This window comes from Glutamicibacter sp. NPDC087661 (assembly GCF_044743275.1).
In the GTDB taxonomy this organism is placed as follows: domain Bacteria; phylum Actinomycetota; class Actinomycetes; order Actinomycetales; family Micrococcaceae; genus Glutamicibacter.
Genome location: NZ_JBIUWE010000003.1, coordinates 435318 through 461257, shown reverse-complemented (window position 1 = coordinate 461257; position 25940 = coordinate 435318). Strand labels below are relative to the sequence as shown.

At 60.3% G+C, this 25940-nt stretch carries 25 protein-coding genes and 2 tRNA genes; 9 read left to right on the top strand and 18 right to left on the bottom strand.

From position 1 onward, the window contains the following. A partial coding sequence (locus tag ACIOTN_RS11425) for a hypothetical protein (RefSeq protein ID WP_402735380.1) occupies nt 1-424 on the top strand: 424 nt, incomplete at its 5' end. 42 nt (nt 425-466) lie between these two features. Here ACIOTN_RS11425 and rlmB read toward each other — a convergent pair. The 4 genes from rlmB to ACIOTN_RS11405 all read right to left on the bottom strand — a co-directional run bounded on the left by rlmB (nt 467) and on the right by ACIOTN_RS11405 (nt 4835). Beyond that, nucleotides 467-1414, bottom strand: a complete 948-nt coding sequence (gene rlmB / locus ACIOTN_RS11420; RefSeq protein ID WP_105658780.1) for a 23S rRNA (guanosine(2251)-2'-O)-methyltransferase RlmB — start codon at nt 1412-1414, stop codon at nt 467-469. Between the two features lie 50 nt (nt 1415-1464). Beyond that, nucleotides 1465-2916, bottom strand: a complete 1452-nt coding sequence (cysS, locus tag ACIOTN_RS11415; protein WP_105658781.1) for a cysteine--tRNA ligase — start codon at nt 2914-2916, stop codon at nt 1465-1467. Between the two features lie 87 nt (nt 2917-3003). Beyond that, nucleotides 3004-4230 carry a 2-C-methyl-D-erythritol 4-phosphate cytidylyltransferase gene (gene ispD, locus ACIOTN_RS11410; protein WP_286134371.1) on the bottom strand — a complete coding sequence of 409 codons (1227 nt, stop codon included), beginning with the start codon at nt 4228-4230 and terminating at the stop codon, nt 3004-3006. Nucleotides 4231-4349: 119 nt separating this feature from the next. Beyond that, nucleotides 4350-4835, bottom strand: coding sequence for a CarD family transcriptional regulator (locus ACIOTN_RS11405; RefSeq protein WP_038993823.1), 486 nt, complete (start codon nt 4833-4835; stop codon nt 4350-4352). Nucleotides 4836-5188: 353 nt separating this feature from the next. Here ACIOTN_RS11405 and ACIOTN_RS11400 point away from each other — a divergent pair, with 353 nt between their 5' ends. After that, on the top strand, nt 5189-5728 hold the full coding sequence (locus ACIOTN_RS11400; protein WP_105658783.1) for a hypothetical protein: 540 nt from the start codon (nt 5189-5191) through the stop codon (nt 5726-5728). Between the two features lie 83 nt (nt 5729-5811). Here ACIOTN_RS11400 and ACIOTN_RS11395 read toward each other — a convergent pair whose 3' ends face one another. After that, a complete protein-coding gene (locus ACIOTN_RS11395; protein WP_105658784.1) occupies nt 5812-6492 on the bottom strand; it encodes a response regulator transcription factor in 681 nt (226 codons plus the stop codon). Beyond that, entirely contained in the window at nt 6489-7703 is a 1215-nt protein-coding gene (locus ACIOTN_RS11390) for a cell wall metabolism sensor histidine kinase WalK (RefSeq protein ID WP_388024205.1), read from the bottom strand. Before ACIOTN_RS11390 ends, ACIOTN_RS11395 begins: the two co-directional genes overlap by 4 nt. 227 nt (nt 7704-7930) lie before the next feature. Here ACIOTN_RS11390 and phoU point away from each other — a divergent pair, with 227 nt between their 5' ends. Beyond that, nucleotides 7931-8584, top strand: coding sequence for a phosphate signaling complex protein PhoU (gene phoU / locus ACIOTN_RS11385; RefSeq protein ID WP_133835063.1), 654 nt, complete (start codon nt 7931-7933; stop codon nt 8582-8584). Between the two features lie 426 nt (nt 8585-9010). Here phoU and ACIOTN_RS11380 read toward each other — a convergent pair whose 3' ends face one another. From ACIOTN_RS11380 to ACIOTN_RS11365, 4 genes are all read right to left on the bottom strand, one after another. Then, nucleotides 9011-9313, bottom strand: coding sequence for a DUF4193 domain-containing protein (locus ACIOTN_RS11380; protein WP_038993831.1), 303 nt, complete (start codon nt 9311-9313; stop codon nt 9011-9013). Between the two features lie 198 nt (nt 9314-9511). Beyond that, nucleotides 9512-10258 carry a phosphoglyceromutase gene (locus ACIOTN_RS11375; protein WP_105658786.1) on the bottom strand — a complete coding sequence of 249 codons (747 nt, stop codon included), beginning with the start codon at nt 10256-10258 and terminating at the stop codon, nt 9512-9514. Nucleotides 10259-10386: 128 nt separating this feature from the next. Further along, entirely contained in the window at nt 10387-10704 is a 318-nt protein-coding gene (locus ACIOTN_RS11370; RefSeq protein ID WP_105658787.1) for a DUF2516 family protein, read from the bottom strand. A gap of 70 nt (nt 10705-10774) precedes the next feature. Further along, nucleotides 10775-11932 (bottom strand): trans-sulfuration enzyme family protein, encoded by a 1158-nt coding sequence (locus ACIOTN_RS11365; protein WP_402735379.1) that lies wholly within the window; start codon nt 11930-11932, stop codon nt 10775-10777. Between the two features lie 147 nt (nt 11933-12079). On the opposite strand from ACIOTN_RS11365, the gene tmk reads away from it, so the two are divergent. The 4 genes from tmk to ACIOTN_RS11345 all read left to right on the top strand — a co-directional run bounded on the left by tmk (nt 12080) and on the right by ACIOTN_RS11345 (nt 15597). Beyond that, nucleotides 12080-12733: a dTMP kinase gene (tmk, locus tag ACIOTN_RS11360; RefSeq protein WP_105662506.1), complete on the top strand. Its 654-nt coding sequence runs from the start codon at nt 12080-12082 to the stop codon at nt 12731-12733. After that, entirely contained in the window at nt 12730-13884 is a 1155-nt protein-coding gene (locus ACIOTN_RS11355) for a DNA polymerase III subunit delta' (protein WP_402735378.1), read from the top strand. Before tmk ends, ACIOTN_RS11355 begins: the two co-directional genes overlap by 4 nt. A 23-nt stretch (nt 13885-13907) precedes the next feature. After that, nucleotides 13908-15443, top strand: a complete 1536-nt coding sequence (locus ACIOTN_RS11350; RefSeq protein WP_332728480.1) for an alpha/beta hydrolase — start codon at nt 13908-13910, stop codon at nt 15441-15443. Between the two features lie 82 nt (nt 15444-15525). After that, nucleotides 15526-15597, top strand: a tRNA-Thr gene (locus ACIOTN_RS11345). Here the strand turns inward: ACIOTN_RS11345 and ACIOTN_RS11340 are convergent. After that, nucleotides 15579-15929 carry a tyrosine-type recombinase/integrase gene (locus tag ACIOTN_RS11340; RefSeq protein WP_402735377.1) on the bottom strand — a complete coding sequence of 117 codons (351 nt, stop codon included), beginning with the start codon at nt 15927-15929 and terminating at the stop codon, nt 15579-15581. The genes ACIOTN_RS11345 and ACIOTN_RS11340 overlap by 19 nt on opposite strands. Before the next feature lie 545 nt (nt 15930-16474). Then, nucleotides 16475-17005 carry a hypothetical protein gene (locus ACIOTN_RS11335; protein ID WP_402697417.1) on the bottom strand — a complete coding sequence of 177 codons (531 nt, stop codon included), beginning with the start codon at nt 17003-17005 and terminating at the stop codon, nt 16475-16477. Nucleotides 17006-17819: 814 nt separating this feature from the next. Here ACIOTN_RS11335 and ACIOTN_RS11330 point away from each other — a divergent pair. Continuing rightward, nucleotides 17820-18572: a YqjF family protein gene (locus tag ACIOTN_RS11330; protein ID WP_133835067.1), complete on the top strand. Its 753-nt coding sequence runs from the start codon at nt 17820-17822 to the stop codon at nt 18570-18572. A gap of 79 nt (nt 18573-18651) precedes the next feature. On the opposite strand, the gene ACIOTN_RS11325 is transcribed toward ACIOTN_RS11330, so the two are convergent. The 5 genes from ACIOTN_RS11325 to ACIOTN_RS11305 form a co-directional block, all read right to left on the bottom strand. Then, entirely contained in the window at nt 18652-19494 is an 843-nt protein-coding gene (locus ACIOTN_RS11325) for an aldo/keto reductase (RefSeq protein ID WP_133835068.1), read from the bottom strand. Between the two features lie 68 nt (nt 19495-19562). Beyond that, nucleotides 19563-20012 carry a hypothetical protein gene (locus tag ACIOTN_RS11320; protein ID WP_105662501.1) on the bottom strand — a complete coding sequence of 150 codons (450 nt, stop codon included), beginning with the start codon at nt 20010-20012 and terminating at the stop codon, nt 19563-19565. A 153-nt stretch (nt 20013-20165) separates the two neighbouring features. Further along, nucleotides 20166-20357, bottom strand: a complete 192-nt coding sequence (locus ACIOTN_RS11315; RefSeq protein ID WP_073707480.1) for a YbdD/YjiX family protein — start codon at nt 20355-20357, stop codon at nt 20166-20168. Nucleotides 20358-20359: 2 nt separating this feature from the next. Then, entirely contained in the window at nt 20360-22594 is a 2235-nt protein-coding gene (locus ACIOTN_RS11310) for a carbon starvation CstA family protein (protein ID WP_388024215.1), read from the bottom strand. Between the two features lie 109 nt (nt 22595-22703). Further along, nucleotides 22704-23681, bottom strand: a complete 978-nt coding sequence (locus tag ACIOTN_RS11305) for an NAD(P)H-quinone oxidoreductase (protein WP_402735385.1) — start codon at nt 23679-23681, stop codon at nt 22704-22706. Nucleotides 23682-23743: 62 nt separating this feature from the next. Here ACIOTN_RS11305 and ACIOTN_RS11300 point away from each other — a divergent pair. Continuing rightward, nucleotides 23744-23831 (top strand) — tRNA-Ser (locus ACIOTN_RS11300). Between the two features lie 49 nt (nt 23832-23880). On the opposite strand, the gene ACIOTN_RS11295 is transcribed toward ACIOTN_RS11300, so the two are convergent. After that, complete coding sequence (locus tag ACIOTN_RS11295; protein WP_402735376.1) at nt 23881-25896, bottom strand: FAD/NAD(P)-binding protein; 2016 nt, start codon at nt 25894-25896, stop codon at nt 23881-23883. Between the last annotated feature and the right edge of the window lie 44 nt (nt 25897-25940).

The following is a 25940-nucleotide window of genomic DNA, read 5'->3' as shown; positions in this document are numbered from 1 at the left end:
TGCAATGCCTCAAGCAAATGTTATGTATTCACCAAATAAAAATATTCGGTATCAACAAACTTGGCACACTATTGAGTTCTCAAACAACAAACACTCTCGACACCACAACCATCAATCCATCGATGACTGCTTCGCTCCGGAGCAACTTTACAAGCCTACCACCAAGTTGACTGTTGTCAACTCGACGTTTCAGTCTTGTTCACCCCGCCGTTTCCGTTTCGCCCTTTCAGGCTGTCCGGATCAGCGGCGCGAGATAAAACTCTACACGGGTTCAGCCACGACGCAAAATCGGCCAGTTTCCATGCTTTCCTGCGCAGAATCCCCGGAATCATGCGGATTCCCTGCGGTCCAAGGTGAATATCGGCTAAAAACAACGGAAAATTGTTGTTATGAAGCAGGTCACCCCAATGAAAAGGGGCCATAACTTGCCTTGGCAAAGTTATGGCCCCTTCACGGTGCTTGGAGACTACTTGGACTGTCCAGCGCGCAAACGCGATACCTCGTAGAGCGAGATGCCAACAGCCATCGAAGCATTCAGCGATTCCATTGCCGAGTCGATTGGAATCGAAACGATGGCGTCGCAGTTTTCGCGGACCAGCCGGGACAGGCCCTTGCCTTCGGAACCAACCACGATGCACAGCGGGCCGGTAGCCAATTCGAAGTTCGGAAGCTCCATGTCGCCACCGGCGTCGAGGCCGATCACGAAAATGCCAGCAGCCTTGATTTCTTTCAGTGCGCTGGTCAGGTTGCTGCACTTGGCTACTGGTACGCGTACAGCTGCACCGGCGCTGGTCTTCCATGCCGAAGCGGTCATGCCGACGCTGCGGCGCTCTGGAATGATCACGCCGTCTGCGCCGAAGGCCGAGGCCGAACGGACAATCGCACCCAGGTTACGCGGGTCGGTGATGCCATCCAGTGCCAGGAACAGCGGCTGGGTCCGGGTGTATCCCTTGTCGAAGTCCTTGATGGCCTTGGTAGCCAGCTGGACTGCATCCTTGTATTCGTATGGCGGGATCTGCAGGGCCATGCCCTGGTGGATCGCGTCATCGGTCATGCGGTCGAGCTCGGGCTTGGATGCTTCCATCAGCGGGATGCCCAGCTCGGCAGCCAGCTTCAGGGATTCGCGGACGCGGTCATCGACGTCGATGCGGATGGCAACGTGCAGCGCCTTGGCAGGGATGCCGGCGCGCAGCGCCTCAACGACGGAGTTGCGGCCGGTGACGAACTCGGCGTTGACCTTGATGCGGTCGGTTCGACGGCCGGTGCTGCGCTTGGCGGCCGAGCGCTCAGAGAGCTGCTTGGCACGGTAAGCCTTGTGGTACGGGCGGTCCTCCGCTTTGGGGGTCGGGCCCTTGCCCTCGAGGGAACGACGTCCCTTGCCACCACTACCCTTGGTTGGGCCCTTTTTGTTCATTGGTTCATGTCCTTTAGTTTTGAGTTCGTTGGTGCCGCGCGTGTTCGCGACTAGTTGTCCAGAGTCCAGCGAGCGCCATCGGCCGAGTCCGCCACGGTAATGCCAGCGGATGCCAGCGCATCGCGGATGGCGTCGGAGCGTGCCCAGTCCTTGGCAGCGCGTGCTTCGGCGCGTTCAGCCAACTGGGCCTGGATCAGCTGATCCAGGGCTGCGTGCTCTGCAGAAGATTTCGAGCTTTCATTGCTGCCGGCATCATCCAGGCCCAATACCTGGGTCATGGCCAAGACCTGGCCCAAGGCCTTGGCAGTGGCAGCGTCGTCACGGCTATCCAAGGATGCATTGCCCAGCCGCACGGTTTCATGCAGCGCGGCCAGCGCCATTGGAACGTTCAGGTCATCATCCATCGCGGTGCCGAAAGCTTCCGGAACCCCGGTGGCCACGATCGACTCGGCGACGGCACCCAGGCGGTAGCGCGCGTTGGAGATGAAGGTGTCGATGCGTTCGACCGCTGCCCCCGCTTCGGTCAGCGAGTCCGGGCGGTAGTCGAGCATCGAACGGTACTGCGCCTGGCCCAGGAAGTAGCGCACCACGCGGGCGTCGGCCAGCGCGAGCATTTCTTCCGGGGAAATGGTGTTCCCAATGGACTTGGACATCTTCTCACCCTCATAGGTGACCATGCCGTTGTGCATCCAGAAGTTTGCAAAGCCGTGGCCAGCCGCGTTGGACTGGGCCATTTCGTTCTCGTGGTGCGGGAAGCGCAGATCCAGTCCGCCGCCATGGATGTCGAATTCGCTGCCCAGGTACTTGCCAGCCATCGCCGAGCACTCAAGGTGCCAGCCCGGGCGGCCGCGTCCCCAGGGGCTTGGCCAGGAAGCGGTCAACGGATCGGTGCCCTTGTAGCCCTTCCACAGCGCGAAGTCGCGTGGATCCTTCTTGCCGCGCGGATCCGAATCCGGCGCGTCCTGCATATCTTCGATCTTCTGGCGGGTCAGTGCGCCGTACTGCTCATAGGAGCGCACGTCGAAATAGACATCTCCGGAGCTGTCGGCCGCCGGGTAGGCATGGCCGCGTTCGATCAGCTGTGCAATCAGCTCATGCATTTCGGTGATGTGGCCGGTCGCGCGGGGCTCGTAAGTCGGGCGTTGGACACCCAGAGCCTCGTAAGCCCGTGCGAATTCCTGCTCGAAGCGGTACGCCAGGGCGAACCATTCTTCGCGCGGCTTGTAATGGGCATCCGCCTCGAAGTCCTCGGCGAAGGATTTCGCCGACTTCTCCAGGATCTTGTCATCGATGTCGGTCACGTTGCGGACGGTGGTGACGGCAAAGCCGCGGTATTCGAGCCAGCGCACCAACAGGTCGAAGACAATGGCGCTGCGGACGTGGCCCACGTGCGGCATGCCCTGCACGGTGGCGCCACAGTAGTACAGCTTGACTTCGCCTTCCGCCAATGGCTGGAAGTCGCGTACGGATGCTGTTTTGGTGTCATAGAATCGCAGGCTCACGCCTTTAAGGTTATCCGATGGATGCACCCTTTGTACTTCACTTGTGACACTCTCGATGATCGAAGCCCCGCGGTTGCGCCAAGGGGCCTAGCCCGATACCGGGTAGACCAGTGCGGTGGCATAGGCTGTCACGCCCTTGCCTTCCCCCTCGTAGCCCAGCCCGTCGCTGGTGGTCGCAATGACGCTGACTGGGGCGCCGATAGCCTCGCTCAGCACTTTGCTGGCTTCTTCGCGGCGCGCGGCAAAGCGCGGGCGGCGGCCAACGAACTGCACCGCGACGTTGCCGATTTCGAATCCCGCCTCCCGCACCAGGCGGGCGGCTTCTGCAATCAGGCTCACACCGCTGGCCCCGGCGAATTCCGGTCGGTCCACCCCGAAGTGCGTGCCCAGATCGCCAATGCCCGCCGCGGAGAACAGCGCATCGCAGGCCGCGTGCGCTACCGCGTCGCCATCGGAGTGGCCCGAAAGCCCGGTGTCTTCCGGGAAGTGCAGTCCTGCCAGCCACATTTCGCGAGTCGGGTCTTCGCTGACCGCGTGAACATCGATGCCGTTGCCGACTCGTGGCAGGATCATGGTTTCTTCCTTTGCGCTTGGGGTGGCCGCGGGCTGGTTCGCCGCGAGCTTGCCTGCCGCGTCGAGATCTCCGGGATAGGTGACCTTCATGGCTTGCTGCGATCCCGGCACCACATGGACTTCGGCTCCGAAAGCCCGCACGATCGACGCGTCGTCGGTAACCTTCTCCAGTTCTGCCTCGGTGCAGCCATCCAGTTGGGCGTGGGCATCGCGCAACAGCTGCGCGTCAAAGCCCTGCGGGGTTTGCACCGCGCGCAGGATGGAACGTGCCGGGGTTTCCTTGATGATTTCGTGCTCGCCGGCGGCATCGAGCTCCACCACGCAGATGGTGTCGGTGACGTTCAGCGCCGGGATGACGGCGTTGCACTGCTCGTCGGCCAGAGCGCCAAGCACTTGTTCATGCAGCTTCGCCGGGGCAAAAGCACGGGCGGCGTCATGGACCAGAATGTTGGTGGCGGCGGAACTGGCTACAGCCAAGCCGGCACGGACCGACGCGGCGCGGCTGGCGCCACCGGGCACGGTGCGCACCTTGTCCCCGTACTGCGCCATGGCCGCGGCCAGGCGTTCGTCCTGCGGCGGGGTAACCACGATGATTTCGGTGATCTGCGGAATTCCCAGCGCCCGGTCCACGGCATGTTCAGCCAGGGATTTTCCGGCCACCTGGACCATCGCCTTGGGAAGGCCAGCGCCGAGGCGGGTTCCCATTCCAGCAGCCACGAGGATCAGGCTTGAGTTATGCACTTCGCTTTGCTTCACAGCGCCCAGCTTATCGTGCCGCGCGGTTCGGCCTTGGCCGCTTTAACGCCAAAAGCCGTGAAACGCTTGGGAGCGTTTCACGGCGATGCGTTACCGGAACGGGGCTAGGCCGAAGCCAGAACCTCGTCCAAGAGGCCTTCTGCCTTGGCCTCGTCCAGATCCTTGGCCAAGGCCAATTCACTGATCAATACCTGGCGAGCTTTTGCCAGCATGCGCTTTTCGCCTGCCGACAGACCACGGTCATTTTCTCGGCGCCACAAGTCGCGAACTACTTCTGCAACCTTGATGACATCGCCGGAAGCGAGCTTCTCGACATTTGCCTTGTAGCGGCGCGACCAGTTGGTCGGCTCTTCGGTAAATTCAGCACGAAGGACATCGAACACATGGTCCAAGCCTTCCTGACCTACCACGTCACGTACGCCAACAAGATCAACGTTCTCAGCAGGAACCTCGATGGTCAGGTCGCCCTGAGCCACCTTGAGCTTGAGATACATTTTCTCTTCGCCCTTGATCTTGCGCATCTTGATCTCTTCGATCATCGCGGCACCGTGGTGCGGGTAGACAACAGTCTCGCCAACCTCAAAAACCATGTGGATAAACCCCTTTCCCACGCCCTAGTCTACCATGTTTGCTATTCCGGATCCTGCGACTGTGCCCCATATAACCGCGAATTCACGCGGAAATGCCTCTTCCACTTGCAAGAGAAACATGCTATGAAGAAGGTAGGGCAGTCGACTGCGCCCCAACCCCCTTCCCCGCATCGGTTGTCTACAACTTGTCGAAATGCGTGTGTTGCACGTCGCTAAATCGCGTCTTTGCGTGAAAAACAGCTAGGCTTAGAGGTAATCGTGGTCCAATTTTCGATTGCGCCTGCCCTAGATGCATTCGATTAAGCAGACCACGAACCGAAGCAACTCATTTTTCTCACCGAGGAGTTAGTGTCGTGATCACCGCACGCATGACCGCTGGACGTCGCATTGCCGCGTCCCTCGCTGTGGCTGCCCTGGCATTCGGTGTCACCAGCTGTGGCGCCATCAACGAGCAGGCCACCAACACCGACTACGCCGCCAGCGATGGCGTCAACGTCGATGTCGCAGACGCAAAGGTCCGCAACCTGATGTTCGTCACCAACAGCGACGACACTGAAGCCCGCCTGATCGGCTCCGTAGTCAACGCCGGCGATTCCGCGCTGACCCTGTCGGTCAAGGCTGACAACGCAGCACCTGTCTCCATCCAGGTTCCTGCAGACGGCACCATCAAGCTTGAAGAAGACAAGAACCAGCAGATCATCAAGAACATGGGCATTGCAGCTGGCGAACACGCCGACTCGGTCTTCACCGTTGCCGGTGAGAACGTGGAATTCAGCGTTCCAGTTGTCGATGGCACCCTGGCTGAATACCGCGACTTCGTACCAGGCGGTGCTGACCAGTCGGTTACCGAGCACCTGATTCCAGAAGAGACCCACTCCACTTCGGGCCACTAAGCTTCGCGCAAGACAAAACAAGAGCCTCGGGCAGAATCGAAAGATTCTGTCCGAGGCTCTTGGCGTATCCGGGCTCTTTGGCTTTAGACCACGAACTTGTAGCCCAGCCCGCGCACGGTCACCAGGCGTTCGGGCACCGCCGGGTCGACCTCGATCTTGGAGCGCAGGCGCTTGACGTGCACATCCAAAGTCTTGGTGTCCCCCACGTAGTCGCTGCCCCAGACGCGGTCAATCAGCTGGCCTCGGGTGAGCACTCGACCGGCGTTGCGCAACAGCATTTCCAGCAGCTCGAATTCCTTCAGCGGCATGGATACCTCGGTGTTGTCGACCGAGACCACGTGGCGTTCCACGTCCATTCGCACCGGACCGGCGGTGACCACATTGCTGATCAGTTCTTCGCCTTCGCCCTGGCGGCGCAGCACAGCACGGATGCGGGCCAGCAATTCGCGGGAGGAGTACGGCTTGGTGACGTAGTCGTCGGCGCCGAGCTCCAGGCCGACGACCTTATCGATCTCCGAGTCCTTTGCGGTGAGCATGATGACCGGGACCTGGCTGTTCAGGCGGATCTGGCGGATCACCTCGGTTCCGGGCTGGCCCGGGAGCATCAGATCCAGCAGCACCAGGTCTGCGCCATGGCGTTCGAACTCGGTCACGGCCTTCAGGCCGTCGTCGGCGATCCGGACTTCGAAACCTTCGCGTTCCAGCAGGTAGGACAGCGGGTCAGAGAGCGATTCCTCGTCCTCAACGATCAATATGCGGGTCATCGGCGTCCTCCTTCACGATCGGACGCATTCGTCTCGATCGTTCGTTCCTTCATCGTCTGGCCGGCAAGCACATTGCTGGTCGCCGGTTCTTCGTCCGCTAGGGGAAGTCTTAGGGTAAATGTGGATCCGTGGCCCGGCTGCGACCACAGCGACACTTCGCCGCCGTGGTTGGCCAGCACGTGCTTGACGATGCTCAGCCCCAGGCCCGTGCCCCCGGTCTGCCTCGAACGTGCGGAGTCCACGCGGTAGAAGCGCTCGAAAACGCGTTCCTGCTCTTCGGCCGAAATCCCGGGTCCCTGGTCGGTGACCGAGATCTGCGCATAGCCATCACGCTGCCGGATGCCCACGCCTACCGTGGTGTTCTCCGGGGAGTAGCGGATGGCATTATCGATCAGGTTGCGGATCGCAGTCATCAGCAGGTCCGCATCGCCCAGGATCGGCTCCTCGAGATGTCCGCCTACGGTAATGGCGATACCCTTTTCCTCGGCAATCAGGTGGCTGCGGTCAACTGCCTCGGCCACGACGCTGTCGATATTCACTTCCTGGCCCTGCACGATGGCATCGGATGCCTGCAGGCGGGAGAGCTCGATAATGTCCTGGACCAGGGCGGCCAGGCGCCGCGATTCCTTGTCCATCCGGGTGGAGAAGCGGCGTACCGCCTTGGGGTCATCGGCAGCCTCGGTAATGGCCTCGGCCAGCAGGCCGATCGCGCCGACCGGAGTCTTCAGCTCGTGGGAAACGTTGGCCACGAAGTCGTTGCGCATCGCTTCGGTACGGGTGATTTCGGTACGGTCGTCGGCCAGCAGGAGAATGTACTCGTCGCCCAGCGGTGCCACGCGCACATGGACAATCAGCTGCCCGGCACCCAGCGTGGAGCGTTGCAGCTCGTACTGGCTTTCGGCAATCACGCCGTCGGCGCGAACCTGCCGCACCAGCGAGAGCAGTTCGTTGTGGACGAGCGTGTGTCCTCGCACCAGTCCGTAGGCGTAGGAAGCGGGGTTGGCCCGGACCACCCCGTCGACGTCATCAAGGATCACGAAGGCGCGTCCAATGACCGACAGGACGGCGGCGGCTCCCTCGGGGAGCACGGGTTCGTCGACCTGCGGCAGCTTCGAGGAGCGGTTCTGGGAAAGCCGGAAGGCGATGACGCCAACGATCCCCAGAGCCAGGCCGAGGACGCCGGCTATAAGAGTCGAGATCACTTCGTTCACATCTTTAGACTAGCTTCACCTTTGGGTGGCACCGGCCCTAAATGACGTGATTTAGTCGATTTCGGCGCGCTGTTCACCAAACGTTCACCTTTCGTGGCATATTCGTTAATCACCCGCTGACAAGCTGGAGCAAGACCCTCCACCATGCCACAAAACTGTTTCGGGGCGGTTGGCTGCCACGGCAGTCCACCATCCGGCATGGATACCGACACTCGAAAGGAACTGCTGTGCGTAAGGTATTTCAAGCAGACCTGCAGCAAATTGGCGAAGAACTCATTGAGATGGCCAACCAGGTCGCAACCGCAATGGATCGAGCTTGGGATTCGCTAGCCAACGTCGACGTCGACCTGGCCCAGGAAGTCATCGCAGCGGACGCGAAGATCGACTTCCTGCAGAACCAGCTCGATGAGCGCGCTATCGATACCTTGGCTTTGCAGGGACCGGTAGCCAGCGATCTGCGCATGATCGTCGGTTCGCTGCGCATGAGTGCTTCGCTGGAGCGCATGGGCGACTTGGCACGCCACTTGGCGCAGCTGGCCCGCCTGCGCTTCCCCAACCCGGCAATCCCAGCCAGGATTTCCGACACCTTTGCCCAGATGGCAAAGATCGATATTGACATCGCCAAGGCCGTTGCGCGTTTGCTCGACACCCGCGATCTGCAGATCGCTACCGAAATTATCGAGCTGAACCACCAGCTGGATCGCTTGCACTCCAGCGTCTTCACCCTGGTCGCGGCCGACGACTGGGATGCCAATGCACCCACCACCGTGGACGTATCGCTGACCAGCCGCTACCTTGAGCGCTTCGGCGATCATGGTGTGTCCGTAGCTCGCAAGGTCACCTATCTGGTGACCGGCGAATGGGACCCCACCGAGATCTAGGTCCGCGGACCTAAGCTATAAGGCTGCGCCCTGGCGCCTGCCATCCGGTACCACCGGATGGCAGGCGCCATTTTTGCTCTCCAGCTCATTCAGCACTGAAACTGGGTGTCCGGGGTCCGGGGAGCCTTTCGCATCGCGGCGCGAACTGGGTACCGTGCGGTGGCCCGCGGCCCCGTTGGCATGGCAGTGCTGCGCCTCGTCCGGCCATGCAGCTCCACGCGCTCCCGGTGAGCGCACATCCAGCCATTGCCCCGGCAGGATGCCAGCGGACGCACGACGCAGCGCTGGGCAGCCCAGGGACCGCCGTTGGAGTCCGGTCCCATCCGGGGAATCCAGCCCGTTAAACCAGCAGAGGGCAGTCCACCGATCGGTGGACTGCCCTCGCAGGTTGTTGGCGCGCAAGTGGCGCCAGCGTCTAGCGGGCTTCTAGCCTTCGCACTCGACGCAGAAGCCTACATTGCCCTCTTCGCGCACCAGCTGCGAACGGTGGCGAATCAAGAAGCACGAGCCGCAAATGAACTCGTCGTCTTTCTGCGGAATGACCGTAACGGTCAATTCCTCGTTGGATAGATCCGCACCTGGCAGATCCATGCCATCGGTGTGGTCGGTCTCGTCGAGCTCGCGCACCACCGACTTGGCGTCCGGTGCGTTTGCGGACTTCACCGCATCCAGAGAAGCCTTACGTGCCTCAGCAACGTCTGGGCGGACTTCATCGTAATCAGTTGCCACGAATTGCATTCCTAACGTGAGCCATTGAGCCTATTCGAAATAGGAGATTACAGCATACTAATGCCAAAAATACAATCGTGCGCAGTTGTTTCGCTCACAGCCGGATGCTTGGCGTTACCTCGGCGTTAACAAGCGGACGGCGGCATCGCGAACTACTGGCGAGTAGCCAGCAGCCTCGATGCCGCCGAAAAGCGTATCCTACTTGCGGCCTTGGTTGGCAACGGCCTTGATGGCGTCCGCAGCGGCTGCTGGATCCAGGTAGGTTCCGCCCTTGGTGATTGGCTGGAAGTTGTCATCCAGCTCATAGACCAGCGGGATGCCGGTTGGGATGTTCAGGCCAGCAATGTCTTCATCGCTGATGCCATCCAGGTGCTTGACCAGCGCACGCAGCGAGTTGCCGTGGGCGGTGACCATGACGGTCTTGCCTGCCGACAGGTCGGCCTTGATGTTGTTCTCCCAGTAGGGAAGCATGCGATCCAGCACGTCCTTGAGGCACTCGGTGCGTGGGGCGGAGTCGCCCAACGCCGCATAGCGCTCGTCGTTGATCTGGCTGAACTCCGAGGAATCATCCAGTGCTGGTGGCGGGGTGTCGTAGCTGCGACGCCATTCCATGAACTGCTCTTCACCGAACTCGGCCAAGGTCTGCGCCTTGTCCTTGCCCTGCAGCGCACCATAGTGGCGCTCGTTCAGGCGCCAGTCGCGGTTCACCGGGATCCACGAACGGCCAGCGGCTTCCAGGGCCAGGTTCGCGGTAACAATGGCGCGGGTCAGCAAGGAGGTGTGAAGCACCTCCGGCTTGTAGCCAGCTTCGGTCAGCAGCTGGCCGCCGCGGGCAGCTTCAGCACGGCCCTTCTCGGTCAGCGATACGTCGTACCAACCGGTGAACAGGTTCTTTTCGTTCCATTCGCTCTGTCCGTGGCGAAGCAAAATCAAAGTGTGGCTCATGTAATCCATCCTAACCAATGCGCAAGCCGGCTCGTGCGAAAGTTAAGGCCCGTGATTAAAGTGCGAAGACCTGCAGTCCGCCAAGATGCGGATGCAGGTCTTCGGGAAAACTTGGTGCCTTGGCACGCCTAGTAGTTGTACCAGCCGCCGCCCTTGCCGCTGACGGCAGGCTTGACGTCCGCGAGGTACACGCAGGCGATGCAGGCGCCGATCAGCTGCAGGAAGCCGATTCCGCCCTGGCTGAAGATGCCAAGCAGTGCCACGGCGGTGCTGGCGACGGTCAGTCCAAGCCAGAACCCCTTGGTGCGCTTGCCTTCCTGGGCGAAACGATCTGCGCCATGGCGCAGGCAATCAACCAAAGCCCAGACGGCGAGCGCAACGATGACAATGCTCAAAGCGATCATCATGTAGTACTCGATTATTTGGGCCATGCGCAACATGTTCATGCTTGTACTCTACCTTTTTGGCGCAAATGATGGGCGCTGTGCCACGCGCGGAAATCAGCGCCCGCGGGCATCAAAGCCGGTCCAGCGCTTGCTGCAGATCGGCCCAGAGGTCTTCCACCTCTTCAATGCCTACTGACAGTCGGATCAGGCTGGCCGGGACGCTGGCCGGCTCCGAAGCGTGGCGGGCCCGACGCTCGGCCAGGGACTCCACGCCTCCAAGCGAGGTAGCGCCGGTGATGAGCTGGAAGGCTTCCAGTACCCGGTCTGCTTCTTCGGCGGTGCTTCCCGCTTCAAAGGCGATCACCGACCCGAACCCGCCCATGAGTTCCGCAGCGCGTGCGTGGCCCGGATCGTTGGGCAGTCCCGGGTAGCGTACGGCCTGCACCTTGGGATGTGCCGCGAGGCGTTCTGCCAGCACCTGGCTGTTTGACTGCGAACGCTGAAGGCGCACGGCCATGGTGCGCACCCCGCGTAATGCGAGGAAGGTATCCATCGGGCCGGCGATCGCGCCATGCAAGGTCCGGTACCCATGCAGGCGGCTGTGGAGCTGCTCGTCGCTGGTGACCAGCGCGCCCATGATCACGTCCGAGTGGCCCGACAGGTACTTGGTCACCGAGTGCACTACAAGGTCGGCACCGTGGACCAGCGGCTGCTGGAGCAGTGGGGTGGCAAAGGTGTTATCCACGATGCTCACGACGTTCTTCGCTTTGGCGGCAGCCAGCAGGGTCGGCAGGTCGGCAACTTCCAGCATCGGATTGGTTGGCGATTCCACCCAGAGCACATCGGCCCCCTCCAAGGCAGCGAGCACTTCTTCGGTGTTGGCAATATCCACCGGGCGAATGCGCAGCCGTCCCGCCTCTTGCAGCTCTGCGCTCAACGCCAGCGAACCGTTATAGGAATGCTGCGGCATCACCAGCACGCCGGCCTCTGGCACGATGCTCAGTGCGGCGGCAATAGCTGCCATGCCCGAGGAGAACACCAGGGCAGGCAGCGTTGCCGCTTCGAGCTGGCCCAGTACTTCTTCAAACGGATCCCAGGTCGGATTGGAGAAGCGCGCATATACGCGTTCACCCGGCACCGCCTGGCCTTTGGAGTGGTAGGTCGAGGTGAAGGTCACCGGGTGGTTGACTGGAGCATCGTACCCATGGGCCGGACGCCCACCGGCAACGAGCAAAGTTTTCGGATCCCAGGCCGGATTGGCGCCTGATTCTGCGGTGCGGGGGTTCATGGAAAAAACTCTACGCTTCCTTTGACGCTGCCAGCCGGTGGATTTCACTACATTTCATCTGACTGATCCACCACACTGGGTGCATTTTCGTTGCACATCCTGCCGTTGCAACGCACATCTTTAAATGTCCTTGGATAGGCTAGTGGGGTGAGTATCGAATCGAGTACCCCAACCCGTGGCTTGTTCATCGTTTTTGAAGGCGGTGACGGCGCTGGGAAGTCCACGCAGGTCGCCCTGGCCCAGCAGTGGCTGGAGTCCCGTGGCGCCAAGGTCACCACTACCCGTGAGCCAGGCGGAACCCAGATCAGCGAAGAGCTGCGTTCCTTGGTGCTCGAACACGGCCACGGCGAGATCGATGCCCGTACCGAGGCCCTGATTTACTCGGCGGCGCGTGCCGCCCATGTCCAGCAGGTCATCTCCCCCGCGCTGGATGCCGGAACCCACATCATCTGCGACCGATTCGTTGATTCCTCGCTGGCTTACCAGGGCATGGGCCGTGCCCTCGGCTTTGATGCCGTCGCATCGATCAACGACTTCGCAACCGGCGGACTGAAGCCGGATGCCACCATCATTCTTGATATCTCCGCCGCGCAAGGACGTGCCCGGCGCATTGCGGCCAGCGGCGGCGTGGAGGATTCGGATCGCTTGGAATCCGAGCCGGATGATTTCCATGAACGCATCCGCAACGCCTTCCTCGACTTGGCGGCCCGTGATCCGCAGCGCTATCTGGTCCTGGATGCCACCGCCAGCGTGGAGCAGCTGCACCAGTCGGTTGCGCAGCATTTGGCAGGCTTGCTGTGACCCGGCCAGTCTTCGCAGAACTTGCCGGGCAGGAACGTGTCATTGCCACGTTGACCGCTGAGGTTGATCGCGGCAACCCGACCCATGCCTGGCTGGTCACCGGTCCCCCGGGTTCGGGCCGTACCACCGCGGCGCGGGCTTTCGCGGCAGCTTTGCAGTGCACCCAGGCCCCGGCCGGCTGCGGGCAGTGCGCCAACTGCAAAATGGTCATGAATTCGGAGCACCCGGATGTGTCCTTCGTATCCACCGACAAATTCGAGTACCAGATTGCTGACGTCCGCCATCTGATTACCCGTGCACAGGAAAGTGCTGGCACCGGCCGCTGGCGCATCATCATCATCGAAGATGCCGACCGCATGTCCGAGCGCAGCACCAACGTGCTGCTCAAGGCCATTGAAGAACCGCCCGCCAAGATGGTCTGGATCCTGAGCGCCCCGTCTCCTGCAGATGTTCTGGTGACCATTCGTTCACGGTGCCGCGCGGTAAATCTCTCCGTGCCGTCCACCCAGGATGTTGCGGATCTTCTGGTGCGCCGTGACGGGCTGGAACCGGAACAGGCGCTGTTCGCTGCCCGTGTCTCGCAGTCCCACATTGGCGTAGCCCGTTTGCTGGCCCGTGACGAGCAAGCACGCATCCAGCGTGAAAAAGTCGTTACCTTGCCGTTGCGCACCACCACCTTGCCGCAGGCGATGGCCGCTGCCGCAGAAATTTCCAAACTGGCCAGCGAGCGTGCCGAGAACATTACCGGCACCGATCTGCAGAACAAGATTGCCCAGCTGCGCCACGCCAACGGCTTGGGTCCAGAGGAGAACATCCCCGCTGGATTGCGTGGACAGTTCAAGGCGCTGGAGGATGATGCCAAGCGATTCGCTCGGCGTGCGGCTTTCGATGCCTTGGACCGTACCCTGACAGACCTGACCACATTCTTCCGCGATGTTTTGAGCATCCAGCTGAAAACCGGAATTGAGCTGATCAACGAGCACCTGCGCGAGCAGCTCGAACGTTTCGCCGCGGAACAGTCCAGCGAGAAGTCCTTGGCCCAGCTTGATGCCATCAATGAAACGCGCAGCCGCTTGGCTGCCAACGTCAACCAGCTCATGGCCCTGGAAGCACTCATGACCCGTTTGCTGCCTCAGCCGGGACGCCGTTAACCCATCACAAGGAGACACTAAAAGTGCCTGCACGCTCACCGATGATGCGCTTGGCCGCAGTGGGGACCGCTCTGGCTTTGACCCTGGCCGGCTGCTCTTCCACTACAGCGGATTCGCAGTCCGGCGCATCGGATGCGTCGCAGTCCGCGCCCAACGCCAGTACACCGGAAGGATTGGAATCCTTCTACAGCCAAGACCTCGATTGGGAAGAATGCGGCAGCATCATCGAATGCGCCACCATAGAGGTTCCGATGGACTATGCCGATCCCGAAGGCGAGAGCATTGATCTGGCGTTGAACCGCCGCGCCGTGGACGGGGCGACAGGCAATTTGCTGGTAAACCCCGGCGGCCCAGGCGGATCCGGCCTGGATCTGGTGGCGTCCTCGGTACCAGGCATGTTCAGCGCTGACCTGCAGCGCGCCTACAACGTCATCGGGTTCGATCCGCGAGGCGTGGGAGAAAGCTCCCCGGTCACCTGCCAAAGCGGTGCCGAGACCGATGAGGGACGCCAGGAAAACCTGCGGGCTTGGGTTCCTGAAGACCAGGACGAAATTGTCGAGGATACCGAGGACTACGCAGCTGACTGCGCGTCCAATACCGGCGATCTCCTAGGCCACGTCGATACCGTTTCGGCAGCGAAGGACATGGACGTGATCCGTGCTGTGCTCGGTGATGCACAGCTGGACTACCTCGGTTTCTCCTATGGAACTTTCCTCGGAGCAACCTACGCTGATTTGTTCCCCCGGAATGTGGGTCGCTTCGTACTCGATGGCGCCATGGATCCAACCAGCACAGCTTCGGACCTCACCTTGGCCCAGGCCGTTGGCTTCGAGAAGGAGATCGACGCGTGGCTCGCCAATTGCCTTGAAAGCGGTGAGTGCCCGTTCACTGGAACCGTTGAAGAGGCCAAGGTGCAGCTGCAGCAGTTCTTTGCGCAGGTGGAGAACGAACCAATGACCGCCAGCGACGGGCGTGCAGTGCCGATCATCGACTTCATCAACGGCTTCATCTTGCCGCTGTATGACGATTCCAGCTGGCCCATTTTGACCGATGCGATGAACGCTGCCGTCAACGACGCGGATGTGGATATGATCCTCGGCTTCGCGGATCTCTCGGCGGACCGCGAGGGCGACGGCACGTATGCATCGAATTCCACCGATGCTTTCACCGCCATCAATTGCCTGGACCGTCCAATGGACGCCAGTCCAGAAGCGATGCAGGCCGAAGCAACAGAGTTGATGCGTGCGGCCCCGACCTTGGGCAAGTATCTCGCCTATGGCGGCATCACCTGCGAGGCCTGGGACCACGACGCCACTGGCAAGCCTGAAGTCCTCGACGCGGAAGGCTCGAATGAGATCCTCGTCATTGGCACCGTCGGCGATCCAGCTACCCCCTACGCATGGTCTGAGGCATTGGCGCAGCAGCTGGACAACGCGACCCTGCTGACCTATGAAGGCCATGGCCACACCGCATATGGACGCTCCAATGAATGCATTACCAAAGCGGTGGATGAGTACCTGATTGACGGCAAAGTCCCCGAAGCCGGCACCCGGTGCTGATTGGGCTTGATGATGTCGTCGCCGTTTTGACGTTCAGACAATTCCTCGGATAAAGTGACGTGGTGCCTGTTTGCAGGTACAGGCCTCCTTAGCTCAGGGGTAGAGCAGCTCCCTCGTAAAGAGCAGGTCGCCGGTTCAAATCCGGCAGGGGGCTCGGCCTAACGCCCTTGTCAGAATCATTATTGATTTTGGCAGGGGCGTTTTTTGCGCCCAAAAACCGTCTTGTGTGTGCAATGTGTGCACATCATCGTTCTTAGCATCCATCCGTTGCGACACCTTAGACGCCGCATTGCGCGAGGCATTCGACATGAAATGGCCGTAAAAGCTACTCGTGACCACAATATTCGAATGCCCCAGTCGCTTTGGAATGATCATCACATCAACGCCAGCTTGCGCCATGAGGGCCGCGTGTTCATACCTCAGTCCGTGCAATGTGGGAGCGGGCGCGCCCGCCGCCACGCGTAGCTTTGCGAAGAGCTCTGCCACGTAGGAAGGGATTCAAAGGTTGGCGGGTAGGCATCGTGAAGACATCGCGTTCTTCAATCTGGCTAATCTTCCAGCATATAAGGGCATCGACTACATCCAAGTCCATCTCAACGGATGACCTAGAAGCATCGGTTTTGACGCTTCCTTGTTCTACTGCCACACCTCGGACTTCAACCCATGAATTTTTGATGTTGATTGATCGGGGTATAGCCCAATGGCTCCACGCGTCGCTGGAGAATGTCAAAGACCGTCGTTAGCAAGGGGCTAGCGCCAATGACTTTGCATCTTTCATCCACGGAACCCTCGAAAACATTGACGGAACGCGGGCAGCATGACCTGGGCGGCACTCCGAAACGGCCTTCAGGATTACCTATGAGCCGTTAACGCCACTAACAAGACGGTTGGCAAGGCCTACCCGAATCCATACCCGCGCGGCGGGAATTCCTCTACGCAGTTTGTCGCCCAGATACAAAGGATCCAAAACATCATTCGCAACTAACATGAAATCGCCCCCGCCAACGATGGGGGCGATTTTTCGTTTAAATCTATTGCTGGCCTGAGGTCATTTCGAGCCCGTTCTGCTCGTACCTGACTACAACCATTTTCGGGTCCAAATCTAATTTCGAGAGGTCTGCCATGATTTCCTGAGCCGCCATTAGACCTTCACCATCCCATTGAGGATCCCCTGAATAGTTCACTACCAGTTCGCCATTCTTTCCCGGCTCAAATGAAGTGATGTCGTAAAAAGGAACGACAATAGCGTCTGGACAATCGACACCTCGGTATTTCAGCCACTCTTTGCCAAGCTCATTAGCCCATGCTTGCCCTTTGGTTTTAGCTTCGGGCCACTGCCAAGCAATGCAATTTTTATCCCATGCATTTTCGGGCCGACCTGAATCTATAGCGCTTTGCTTTGCTTTTGCAATATCAGCTTCAGATAGCGCAGCAGGTTCGGCACTAGTGGACGCGCTGTGCGTTGCTGTGGCGCTTGGCGTGGCATCTGCCGATTGATTACCCGCAGAGCAACCAGCAAGAGCGAGAGTGGTCACCACAGCAGCGGCAAGCATTTTCTTCACTGGCTATTCCGTCCTTCTGTCATTGACTACAAGCATGATTGCGGCGGCCATGATAACTAGGCTAGACGGGAGACGTAGCCACCACGGCATAGGCAGGAACGCAACAGCCAGGGCAAGTGCGAAAATCATCAACGGTGTCTTTTTCATGCGCGCTTCACCTTCAACGCCCGAACTAGGAGGGTACCGCCTATGGCTAAGGCTATGACGCCAGCCGGGAACGAAATCCACCATGGTTCAGGGATGAAGAAAGCGACCGCGCACGCTGCCATAAAGACTAGGGCGAATATTGTTTCTTTCATGCCTGCACTTTCTTCAAACGGTTTTACGGTGAGTCTACATAGAGCACTGGACAGGATAGGAGAGCAACTTCAAAAGACGCTACGCGCTAGCGTACGAACGGTCCTATGACGTGCTGGCTAATGCGTGTGCAAATGTATGCACACACTGCCGGGTAAATTCTGAGATGCCGTGCCCCCACAACCTAAATAGCCTTATATCTAGGCCAAATAGCACCTTGCGGAACACTCAATTATCGCTTTCGTCTTTCTCGTAAAGAGCCGGTCGCCGGTTCAAATCCGGCAGGGGACTCGTTTTCGCAATTTTCAATGGATTTTCATGACTGGTCCCGGGGTCTTCGATTCCCACGCAGTCCATTCTTATCCCGCATCTTGCCCAACGGCGCTTTTGGATATTCAATTAGGCCAGAGCCGGCAAACGATTCTTCACTCCGCGATCAGCAGATCATCGATCCCGGTTCGCGACCGGCAATAGCGGTATAAGCCTTCGACAGCAATTTCCAAGGAATTCCAAACTGATGCAATCCTTGCAGTACTCCCCTGAACCGCCATCGCTAGGCGGCAACGCGATCATGCGCCAACGGTGGAGCGAAGTAGCGTTCCTGCATTGGCGGGTTAGCCCGGATGAGGTGGCGCCGTACATGCCCGAAGGATGCCGGCCAGATATTGTCGACGGCAGCGCTTGGGTGGGCCTCGTCGCTTTCCAGATGTCGCGCAGTGCGTTCTTCTCCGGTCCTGCGATTCCGTGGTTGGGTGACTTCCCGGAGATCAATGTGCGCCTCTATTCCGTTGACAATCAAGGACGCCGCGCAGTGGTATTCCTGAACCTTGAAGCATCACGCCTGCTACCTGTGCTCATGGCGCGGGCAGTCTTCGGGTTGAAGTACCAGTGGTCGTCCATGAAGATCCTGAAGAAGGCCGGCACGATCAGCTATGCAACACGGCGCATCGGAAATCCGAGCGCACGTTCCCGCATCGTCGTGCGTCCGGTAGAAGCTTCTGCCAGTGCCGATCCAATTACCCCGGGTTCGCAGACCGCCATCGCGCTATCGGCACAGTGGGCGTTCCACCAGCGGCATCTTGGGCGCACCTTGCACTGCCGGAACCACCATGAACCGTGGCCGCTGCAACCTGCACAACTCGTTGAATTCGACGATGGCCTGCTGCGTGCCGCCGGTTTCGCCACTCTCGCTGATCGAGCTCCTGACTCGGTTCTGTACGCCGAAGGCGTCGATACGCTGTTCGCTGGACCAACCGTACTGGACTGCTAGAGGCCAGGCACAAGGCAGTTGCGGCAGAAGGCTCCCGGTTTCGGAAGAAACCGGCAGCCTTCTGTTCTGCCTAGGTTCTTTACTCGAAGTCGGCGGTTGCCGGGTCAGCCGAGATACGGCCTTCCGCTCCGCGGTCCAGGGTAGCGATGGCAGCCAGATCTTCTTCGTCCAGCTTCACGTTCAGCGATTCGAAGTTCTCGACGATGCGCGATTCGGTGGTCGACTTCGGGATGACCACGTTGCCTACCGCCAGATGCCACGCGATGACTACCTGCGCCACCGATGCTTCATGCTTCTTGGCGATCCCCACCAGCACTGGGTCGCTGAGCAGTTCGCCGCCGTGGCCCAGCGGGGACCAGGACTGGTGCAGGATGCCGTGCTCGGCCTCGTAGGCGCGCAGCTCGCCCTGCGGGAAGTACGGATGGGTTTCGACCTGGTTGATCACCGGGCGGACGCCGGTTTCGGTGTAGAGCTCTTCCAGTGCTTCCTTGGTGAAGTTGCAAACGCCGATGGACTTGGCCTTGCCGTCCTTCTGCAGCTGGATCAGTGCCTTCCACGTATCCACGTAGGTGCCGCGCTTGGGCTGCAGCCAGTGGATCAGGTACAGGTCGACGTATTCCAGGCCGAGCCGTTCCAGCGAGGCATCCGCTGCGGCGAGGGTCTTCTCGAAACCCTGGTCCGAGTTCCAGACCTTGGTGGTGATGAAGAGGTCTTCGCGTGGCACGGTGCTGGCTGCAACTGCGCGGCCGACGCCAGCTTCGTTGCCATAGATGCGTGCGGTGTCGATGTGGCGGTAGCCGGCGTCGATGGCCTGGCCAACGACTGCTTCCGCGTCCTCGTCGGCGACCTTCCAGACGCCGTAGCCAAGCTGGTCGATGGTGTTTCCGTCAAGGAACTTCAGTTCAGGAATTGTTTGGGTCATGCAACTAATTTAGTCCACTGATGCGCCCTGCGCGGTGGAACACCACGCGAGCGATCGGGAAAACCCAATTATTCGCTGGAAGCGAGCAATTGCACGGCCCGGCTGACGTCTTCTTTCACCAGCATGGCACGATGGCGCACGGCTTCGATATCGATCGGCTTGCCGGCTTCGGCCTGCATGCGCATCATCGCTACGACCTGTGCGGTCGTCGCCAAATCGTTGGCGGCCTTAGTCAGCGAACGATGCGCCGCAGAGGTCAGCTGCGGGATCGTGTCGTCATTGCTCGGGGTGATCCGATGCGCCGCACAGCAAAGCTGGCGCACGGTCGGCAACAGCACAGCCATCTCATTGGCTTCTCGGACCAGCTGGTTGTAAACCTGGTCATCGTTGATGCCCTCTACCACCTGGAAGACCCGGTCCAATGACCGCTGGAAACGGTCATGGGCGCGACGCCAGACGCCCTCGCCAAGTTCGCGAGCAGCAGCACGCTCAGCGCGCAGTCGTGAAAAGAACGCCATTACACTTCTCTGCCGGTGGTTTCCGATGAATTACTGGTTCTAGCCTACCGGGATCACCGCAGTGTTCCCGGCAGCGGGGTCGACATAAAACGAAACCGGCCGCGAGCCCCATCCGCTTTCGCCAATGGTTCTCACGGCCGGTACCAGTCGCGTTCAGCAGCAACGCCCTTCAGGATTCTTTTCCTGCCAGTCGGTGTAGTCCTTCCAGAATTCGCGCTCGGTCATTGGCTTGGCGCCAGGATGATTGCGTTCGTGGTGTTCCAGGTAGTGCTGGTACTTGTCGGCCCCGAGCACCCCGTCGACAAACTTCTTGGCTTGCCCCAGGCGTTCCAAAAGCGTCGCCATGGCTAGTGGCCGCCTCGCTGGACTTGGGCTTCGGCAGGGATTTGCTTCCAAGCCTTTTCAAGTTCCTTTTCGGCAGGCGACGAGATCAAGCCGGCGGGTGCGTACATCTTCGATGGCACGGCAGGATCCTCGGTGCTGTTGCCACCACCGCTCTGCTTGGCCTTGGCGGTTGCGACAACCGCCGAAACCAGCACGATGGCGGTCAGTACCAGGAAGACCACGGACAGCCAGCCCTGGACACCGGTGTTGCGGACCACGGCCTCCATGGCTTCGACGCTGCCCGCCGAGCCGAGGGAAGTCTCGCCATTGGCCAGAGCTTCCTTGTAGGCGTTGTGGTTGGCGAAGTAGCCCACCTTGGTATCTGCGGAGAAGATCTTCTGCCAGCTCGCGACGAAGGTGATCACCACGGTGAAGGCCAGCGGCAGAGCCACGACCCACAGGTACTTGAAGTTGTTCTGCTTGGCGATGATGGTCATCACCACGGCCAGCGCTATCGCAGCCAGCAGCTGATTGGCGATGCCGAACAGCGGGAAGAAGGTGTTGATGCCGCCCAGTGGATCTGTCACGCCGAGGATCAGGATGTAGCCCCAGCCGGCAACCATGATCAACGTGCACAGCCACACGCCCGGACGCCACGAGGTGTCCTTGAACTTCGGGAAGAAGTTGCCGATGGTGTCCTGCAGCATGAAGCGTGCAACACGGGTACCGGCGTCAACCGCGGTCAGGATGAACAGTGCTTCGAACATGATCGCGAAGTGGTACCAGAAGCCCATCATCGCGGTGCCGCCGAACCACTGGTGCATGATGTGCGCAATGCCCACAGCCAGGGTCGGAGCGCCACCGGTACGCGAGACAACCGAGCTCTCGCCCACGTTATTGGCAAGTTCGGTCAGCTGGTTTGGATCCAGGCTAACGCCGGCCAAACCCAGCGAGTTCACGAATGCCGCCGCGGTTTCCACCGTGCCACCGGTAGCGGCGGCCGAAGAGTTCATCGCGAAGTAGATGCCGCGGTCGATGGAAATCGCTGCAACCAGCGCCATGATGGCCACCATGGATTCCATGAGCATGCCGCCGTAGCCCAGGAAGCGGGTTTGCTTTTCCTTCTCGACCAGCTTCGGCGTGGTGCCCGAGGCGATCAGTGCGTGGAAGCCCGACAGCGCACCGCAGGCAATGGTCACGAACAGGAATGGGAAGATGTGCCCGGCAACGACCGGGCCATCGGCACGGCCAGCGAACTCGGAGAAGGCCGGAACATCGATTTCCGGGCGGACGACGATGATCGCCACGGCCAGCAGGCCGATGACGCCGATCTTCATGAACGTCGACAGATAGTCGCGAGGAGCCAGCAGCAGCCATACCGGGAGCACCGCGGCGATGATGCCGTAGATGATGATGGCCCAGGCGATGGTGGTGCGATCCAGGTGGAAGAACTCGGCACCCCACGCAGACTCGGCAATCCAGCGGCCGGAAATGATCGCGAACATCAGCAGCACGAAGCCGATGATGGAGATTTCCAGGACCTTGCCCGGGCGGATGAACCGCAGGTAGATGCCCATGAACAAGGCGATAGGGATGGTCAGGCCCACCGAGTAGACACCCCACGCGGATTCGCCCAGTGCATTGACGACCACCAGCGCCAAGATGGCGGTAATGATGATCATGATAGCCAGGGTGGCGATCAGGGCAGCGGTGCCGCCGATCAGGCCCAGCTCTTCGCGGGCCATCTGGCCCAGCGAGCGTCCGCCACGGCGCATGGAGAAGAACATGACGAGATAGTCCTGGACCGCTCCGGCCAGCACCACGCCCACGATAATCCAGATGGTGCCAGGCAAATAGCCCATCTGCGCTGCGAGGATCGGTCCAACCAGCGGACCGGCGCCTGCGATGGCGGCGAAGTGGTGGCCGAAGAGCACGCGGCGATCGGTGGGAACGAAGTCACGGCCGTTATTTACCGATTCGGCCGGGGTGGCCCGGAAATCATCGGGTTTGGCGATCTTGCGCTCGATGAACTTCGAATAGAAGCGGTAGGCAATCAGGTAGGTCGCAACAGCGGCGAAGACGAACCAGATGGCATTGATGGTTTCCCCGCGCGAGAAGGCGAGAATCGACCATGCGATTCCGCCAACCAGCGCGATGGCAACCCAGATGGCGATCTTGGCGGGGGTCCAACGCTTTTCTTCGCGTTCGGCAACCTCAGGATCGACACCCGCTGGTGGCAAGGTATTTTGGGTACTCAAATCGAGCAACCTCCTAGGAACAGTGCAAGTGATGTGCGCGACCAGCGGTTATTAGGCTAGTCACGCATTAATGACTACTGAGTCACCTTACAACTGGTTTCCCGCTGCTTTAAACCTCTATGACAACTTTTCCCGTATGTTCACCGGAATCGAAGTATTCGTGGGCAGCGGCCAGCTCCGGGAATGCAAAGGCCTTGGTGACGTTCAGTGCCAGTTTCCCCTGTTCCAGCAGCGGCATCACGCGGGTGATGGTCTGGCGAACGATCTCCGCCTTCTCATGCAGCGGGCGGGAACGCAAAGTTGTGCCGATGATCCGCGCCCGCTTGCTCATCAGCAGGCCCAAGTTCAGTTCTCCCTTGGCTCCGCCTTGCAGTCCGATGACTACCATCCGTCCGCCGACGGCGAGCGCCTTGACGTTCTCCCCCAGGTATTTGGCGCCCACGACATCCAGGATCAGATCCACGCCCCTGGCGTCGGTCAGTTCCTTGACGCATGCAGAAAAGTCCTCTTCCCGGTAGTTGATCCCCTCGTCGGCGCCGAGGGCACGGCAGTAGTCCAATTTCTCTGCCGAGGAGGCGGTGACGATGACGCGGGCGCCAGCGGCCTTGGCGAGCTGTATGGCCATGGAGCCGATGCCGCCGGCTCCGCCATGGATCAACAGCGTCTGGTCTTGGCCCAGTCCGCCTTCGATGAAGAGGTTGGAGACCACGGTGGCGGCGACTTCCGGCAACCCGGCGGCTTCGATGCTCGAAACCGTTCCAGGGATTTCGATGAGCAGTTCTGCCGGAACATTGACGTACTGCGCATACCCGCCAGCAGCGAGCAGGGCGGCAACTCGCGCTCCGGGTTTCCATCCGCTGACGCCATCGCCGATCTCCACGATGCTGCCCGAGACTTCCAGCCCGGGGATATCGCTGGCTCCGGGAGGTGGCGGATACACTCCCTTGCGCTGCTGCACATCCGCGCGGTTCAGTCCGAAGGCCTCGACCTTGACCAGCACTTCCCCAGCTGCGGGGACCGGCATTGGCCGTTGGACCAGTTCAAGGACTTCTGGCCCACCGGCACGGTTGTAGATATAGGCGTTCATAACGTCGTTCATAGCCTTCAATTCCTTTCAACAGGGGTTCATGCCGTATACTTTTTCGGGTTGGATGGTTGTCCGAGCGGCCGAAGGAGCTGGTCTTGAAAACCAGTAGGCGGCAACCCCGTCTCATGGGTTCAAATCCCATACCATCCGCGCTTTTCGAGTTTGGCGGGCTGATCCATGGATCAGCCCGCCAAACTGCTTAGTGCTGCTCCGCGCTTAATCTTTCGTTGGCGATCAGCCCCGCCAGGCGAGCCACTTCGTTCACTACGTTGGCTGCGTCTTGCAAGGTTCGGGCCGCGGGGTGGCGCAGGTCGCCCGCTTGCGCGGCAATAGCGGTCCCCCACTGCGCTGATGACAATTGCAATCCCAGCACGAATAGCCCGCGGTGCGCCAGCCCATCGCTGTTGACCAGACGGTATGGTTCACCGACCACGTCGAAACCGGATCCAGGCAGGCTTTCGCCTTCCGTGTTCTTCCAAGTGTGCACGCGCGCTACGTGATCTCCCAAGAGCTGCTTTATCAGCGCCGCGTTATTTTGCAGCACGCGGTTACTGGGCATCATCGCTTCGCACATGGTCTTCGCAGTGTGCACCTCCGCATCTACCCAGGGCGAGGATGCGGTGAATTGCTCGGAAACCTCGTCGAAGCCGAACTCCGGGTCCGGACCAAGGAAGGTTACTATCCCGGCGCGCGAAAGCGCCAGCAGCTGTTCAATGCGTTCCAGCGGCGGGCCTGAGGACAGTCCTTCGACCAGTGGCTCGAAGTGCGCTTGGATTTCTTCAATGCGCGACTGCTCGTCGATCACGCCGGAAGCAATCAGCTCCTTGACCAGCATGCGTCCGGCATTCATCGTCATGATGGCGCATGACAACGGGTCTTCTAGCCCGCCGGTGCTGTGCCGGGCATTGCCCACGAGGTAGTCGCGTACTGCCTGCTGGTATTGCTCATCGGAGCTGAACCCGAGTTCTTCAAATGGCCTTGCCAGCTTTGGCACATCGAGCCACTGCAATTGCGGGAACTGCCCGACGAACTTGCGCAGTTCGCTAAGCCACACTTGGCTTCCTTCATGGTGCTCCGCAGAGAGGATCGCTTCGAGCTGATCAACGAATTCTCGCTCATCGAGACCTTCCGGGGCACCATGCGCGCGAGCGCAGGTGCTGTAGTAGGCGAACAAGATGTCCCGGTGCAGTTTGGGCCAAATTTGGCGTGAGAACACCAAGGAGGAGGCAGGGTTGGTGGCGCGTGCTTCGGCAAGGCGCCCGATGAGTTCCGGAGCGTCGAAGTAGCGTAGTTCAATTTCATCAGGAATGAACTGCTCCACTACTGGCTTGCCCCAGTAGGGGGTACCTCGGCGCGAAGCTACGATCAGTGCCGGCTCCCGGCCTGAGCCGATGTACTGCAGGCGATGCCCCGGCTCGGTGCTGGCCTCACGGAAAATCCCGCCGCGGCCTGCCGTCAGCTCGGCCATGCCGTCAAAGAAATTCAAGCCCAACCCGCGGATCAACGCAGGCTGGCCCTCCTTGAACTGGGAGTAGTCGAGGTCCGCTGGAACATTCGGTGGCAGGTAGGTGGCCCCGGCTTGGGAGGCAGCTTCCTTGAGCTGCTTCTGCCATGGGTTCAGTTCTGCCGGCTGGTGGCCCAAGGCCAGCACCACAGCGTCAGCGGCCAGCTGACGGGTTTCGGCACCCTCCAGGTTACTGCGGAAATCGATCTGATAGGCGTTGCCGACGGGGCGGACCGCAACGACTTCTGCGGCTACATGTTCGATGCTGAAATTCTCGTGGGTGGCAAATATCGCTGCGCTGCGCTCATACACGTGCTCGAGGTACTCGCCATAGATTGCGCGTGACGGATAGGAGCCGGGTTCAATTTGCCCGATCAGCTTGGCATGCTCATCGGTGAGCTTGCGTCCATCGCCGCGCAGTGCGACGAACTGGCGAAAGCTCAACCCCGGTTCATCGCCCAACCGTTCGGGGGCCACTGTCGGAAATGATGAAGGGGTGTTCATCAGGAAATGCTCCGACTGTTTCGGGTTCCACACGTGGCCGGAGCCCGGAGGGAAGGGATCAAAGACCGTAACTTTCAGGACGGTGCCTTGGGCCGGGAGTTTCAACGCCAAGTTAGCGAGTCTTTCAACCACGCTCGTGCCGCGTGGGCCTGCCCCGACAAGGGCCAGGCTGAACTCGTTCTTTGGTGTTGCTTTCTCGCTGTTCACTCCTCTAGGTTATTACCTTTGGAACAGGGCATGGGCCAGACGCA

Excerpts from the sequence above, each read along its gene's own strand:
- rlmB (WP_105658780.1), bottom strand. The coding sequence starts at position 1,414 with ATGAACAAAAAGGGCCCAACCAAGGGTAGTGGTGGCAAGGGACGTCGT.
- ACIOTN_RS11405 (WP_038993823.1), bottom strand. The coding sequence starts at position 4,835 with ATGGTTTTTGAGGTTGGCGAGACTGTTGTCTACCCGCACCACGGTGCC.
- ACIOTN_RS11395 (WP_105658784.1), bottom strand. The coding sequence starts at position 6,492 with ATGACCCGCATATTGATCGTTGAGGACGAGGAATCGCTCTCTGACCCG.
- ACIOTN_RS11375 (WP_105658786.1), bottom strand. The coding sequence starts at position 10,258 with ATGAGCCACACTTTGATTTTGCTTCGCCACGGACAGAGCGAATGGAAC.
- ACIOTN_RS11370 (WP_105658787.1), bottom strand. The coding sequence starts at position 10,704 with ATGAACATGTTGCGCATGGCCCAAATAATCGAGTACTACATGATGATC.
- ACIOTN_RS11365 (WP_402735379.1), bottom strand. The coding sequence starts at position 11,932 with ATGAACCCCCGCACCGCAGAATCAGGCGCCAATCCGGCCTGGGATCCG.
- ACIOTN_RS11330 (WP_133835067.1), top strand. The coding sequence starts at position 17,820 with ATGCAATCCTTGCAGTACTCCCCTGAACCGCCATCGCTAGGCGGCAAC.
- ACIOTN_RS11325 (WP_133835068.1), bottom strand. The coding sequence starts at position 19,494 with ATGACCCAAACAATTCCTGAACTGAAGTTCCTTGACGGAAACACCATC.
- ACIOTN_RS11320 (WP_105662501.1), bottom strand. The coding sequence starts at position 20,012 with ATGGCGTTCTTTTCACGACTGCGCGCTGAGCGTGCTGCTGCTCGCGAA.
- ACIOTN_RS11315 (WP_073707480.1), bottom strand. The coding sequence starts at position 20,357 with ATGGCGACGCTTTTGGAACGCCTGGGGCAAGCCAAGAAGTTTGTCGAC.
- ACIOTN_RS11305 (WP_402735385.1), bottom strand. The coding sequence starts at position 23,681 with ATGAACGCCTATATCTACAACCGTGCCGGTGGGCCAGAAGTCCTTGAA.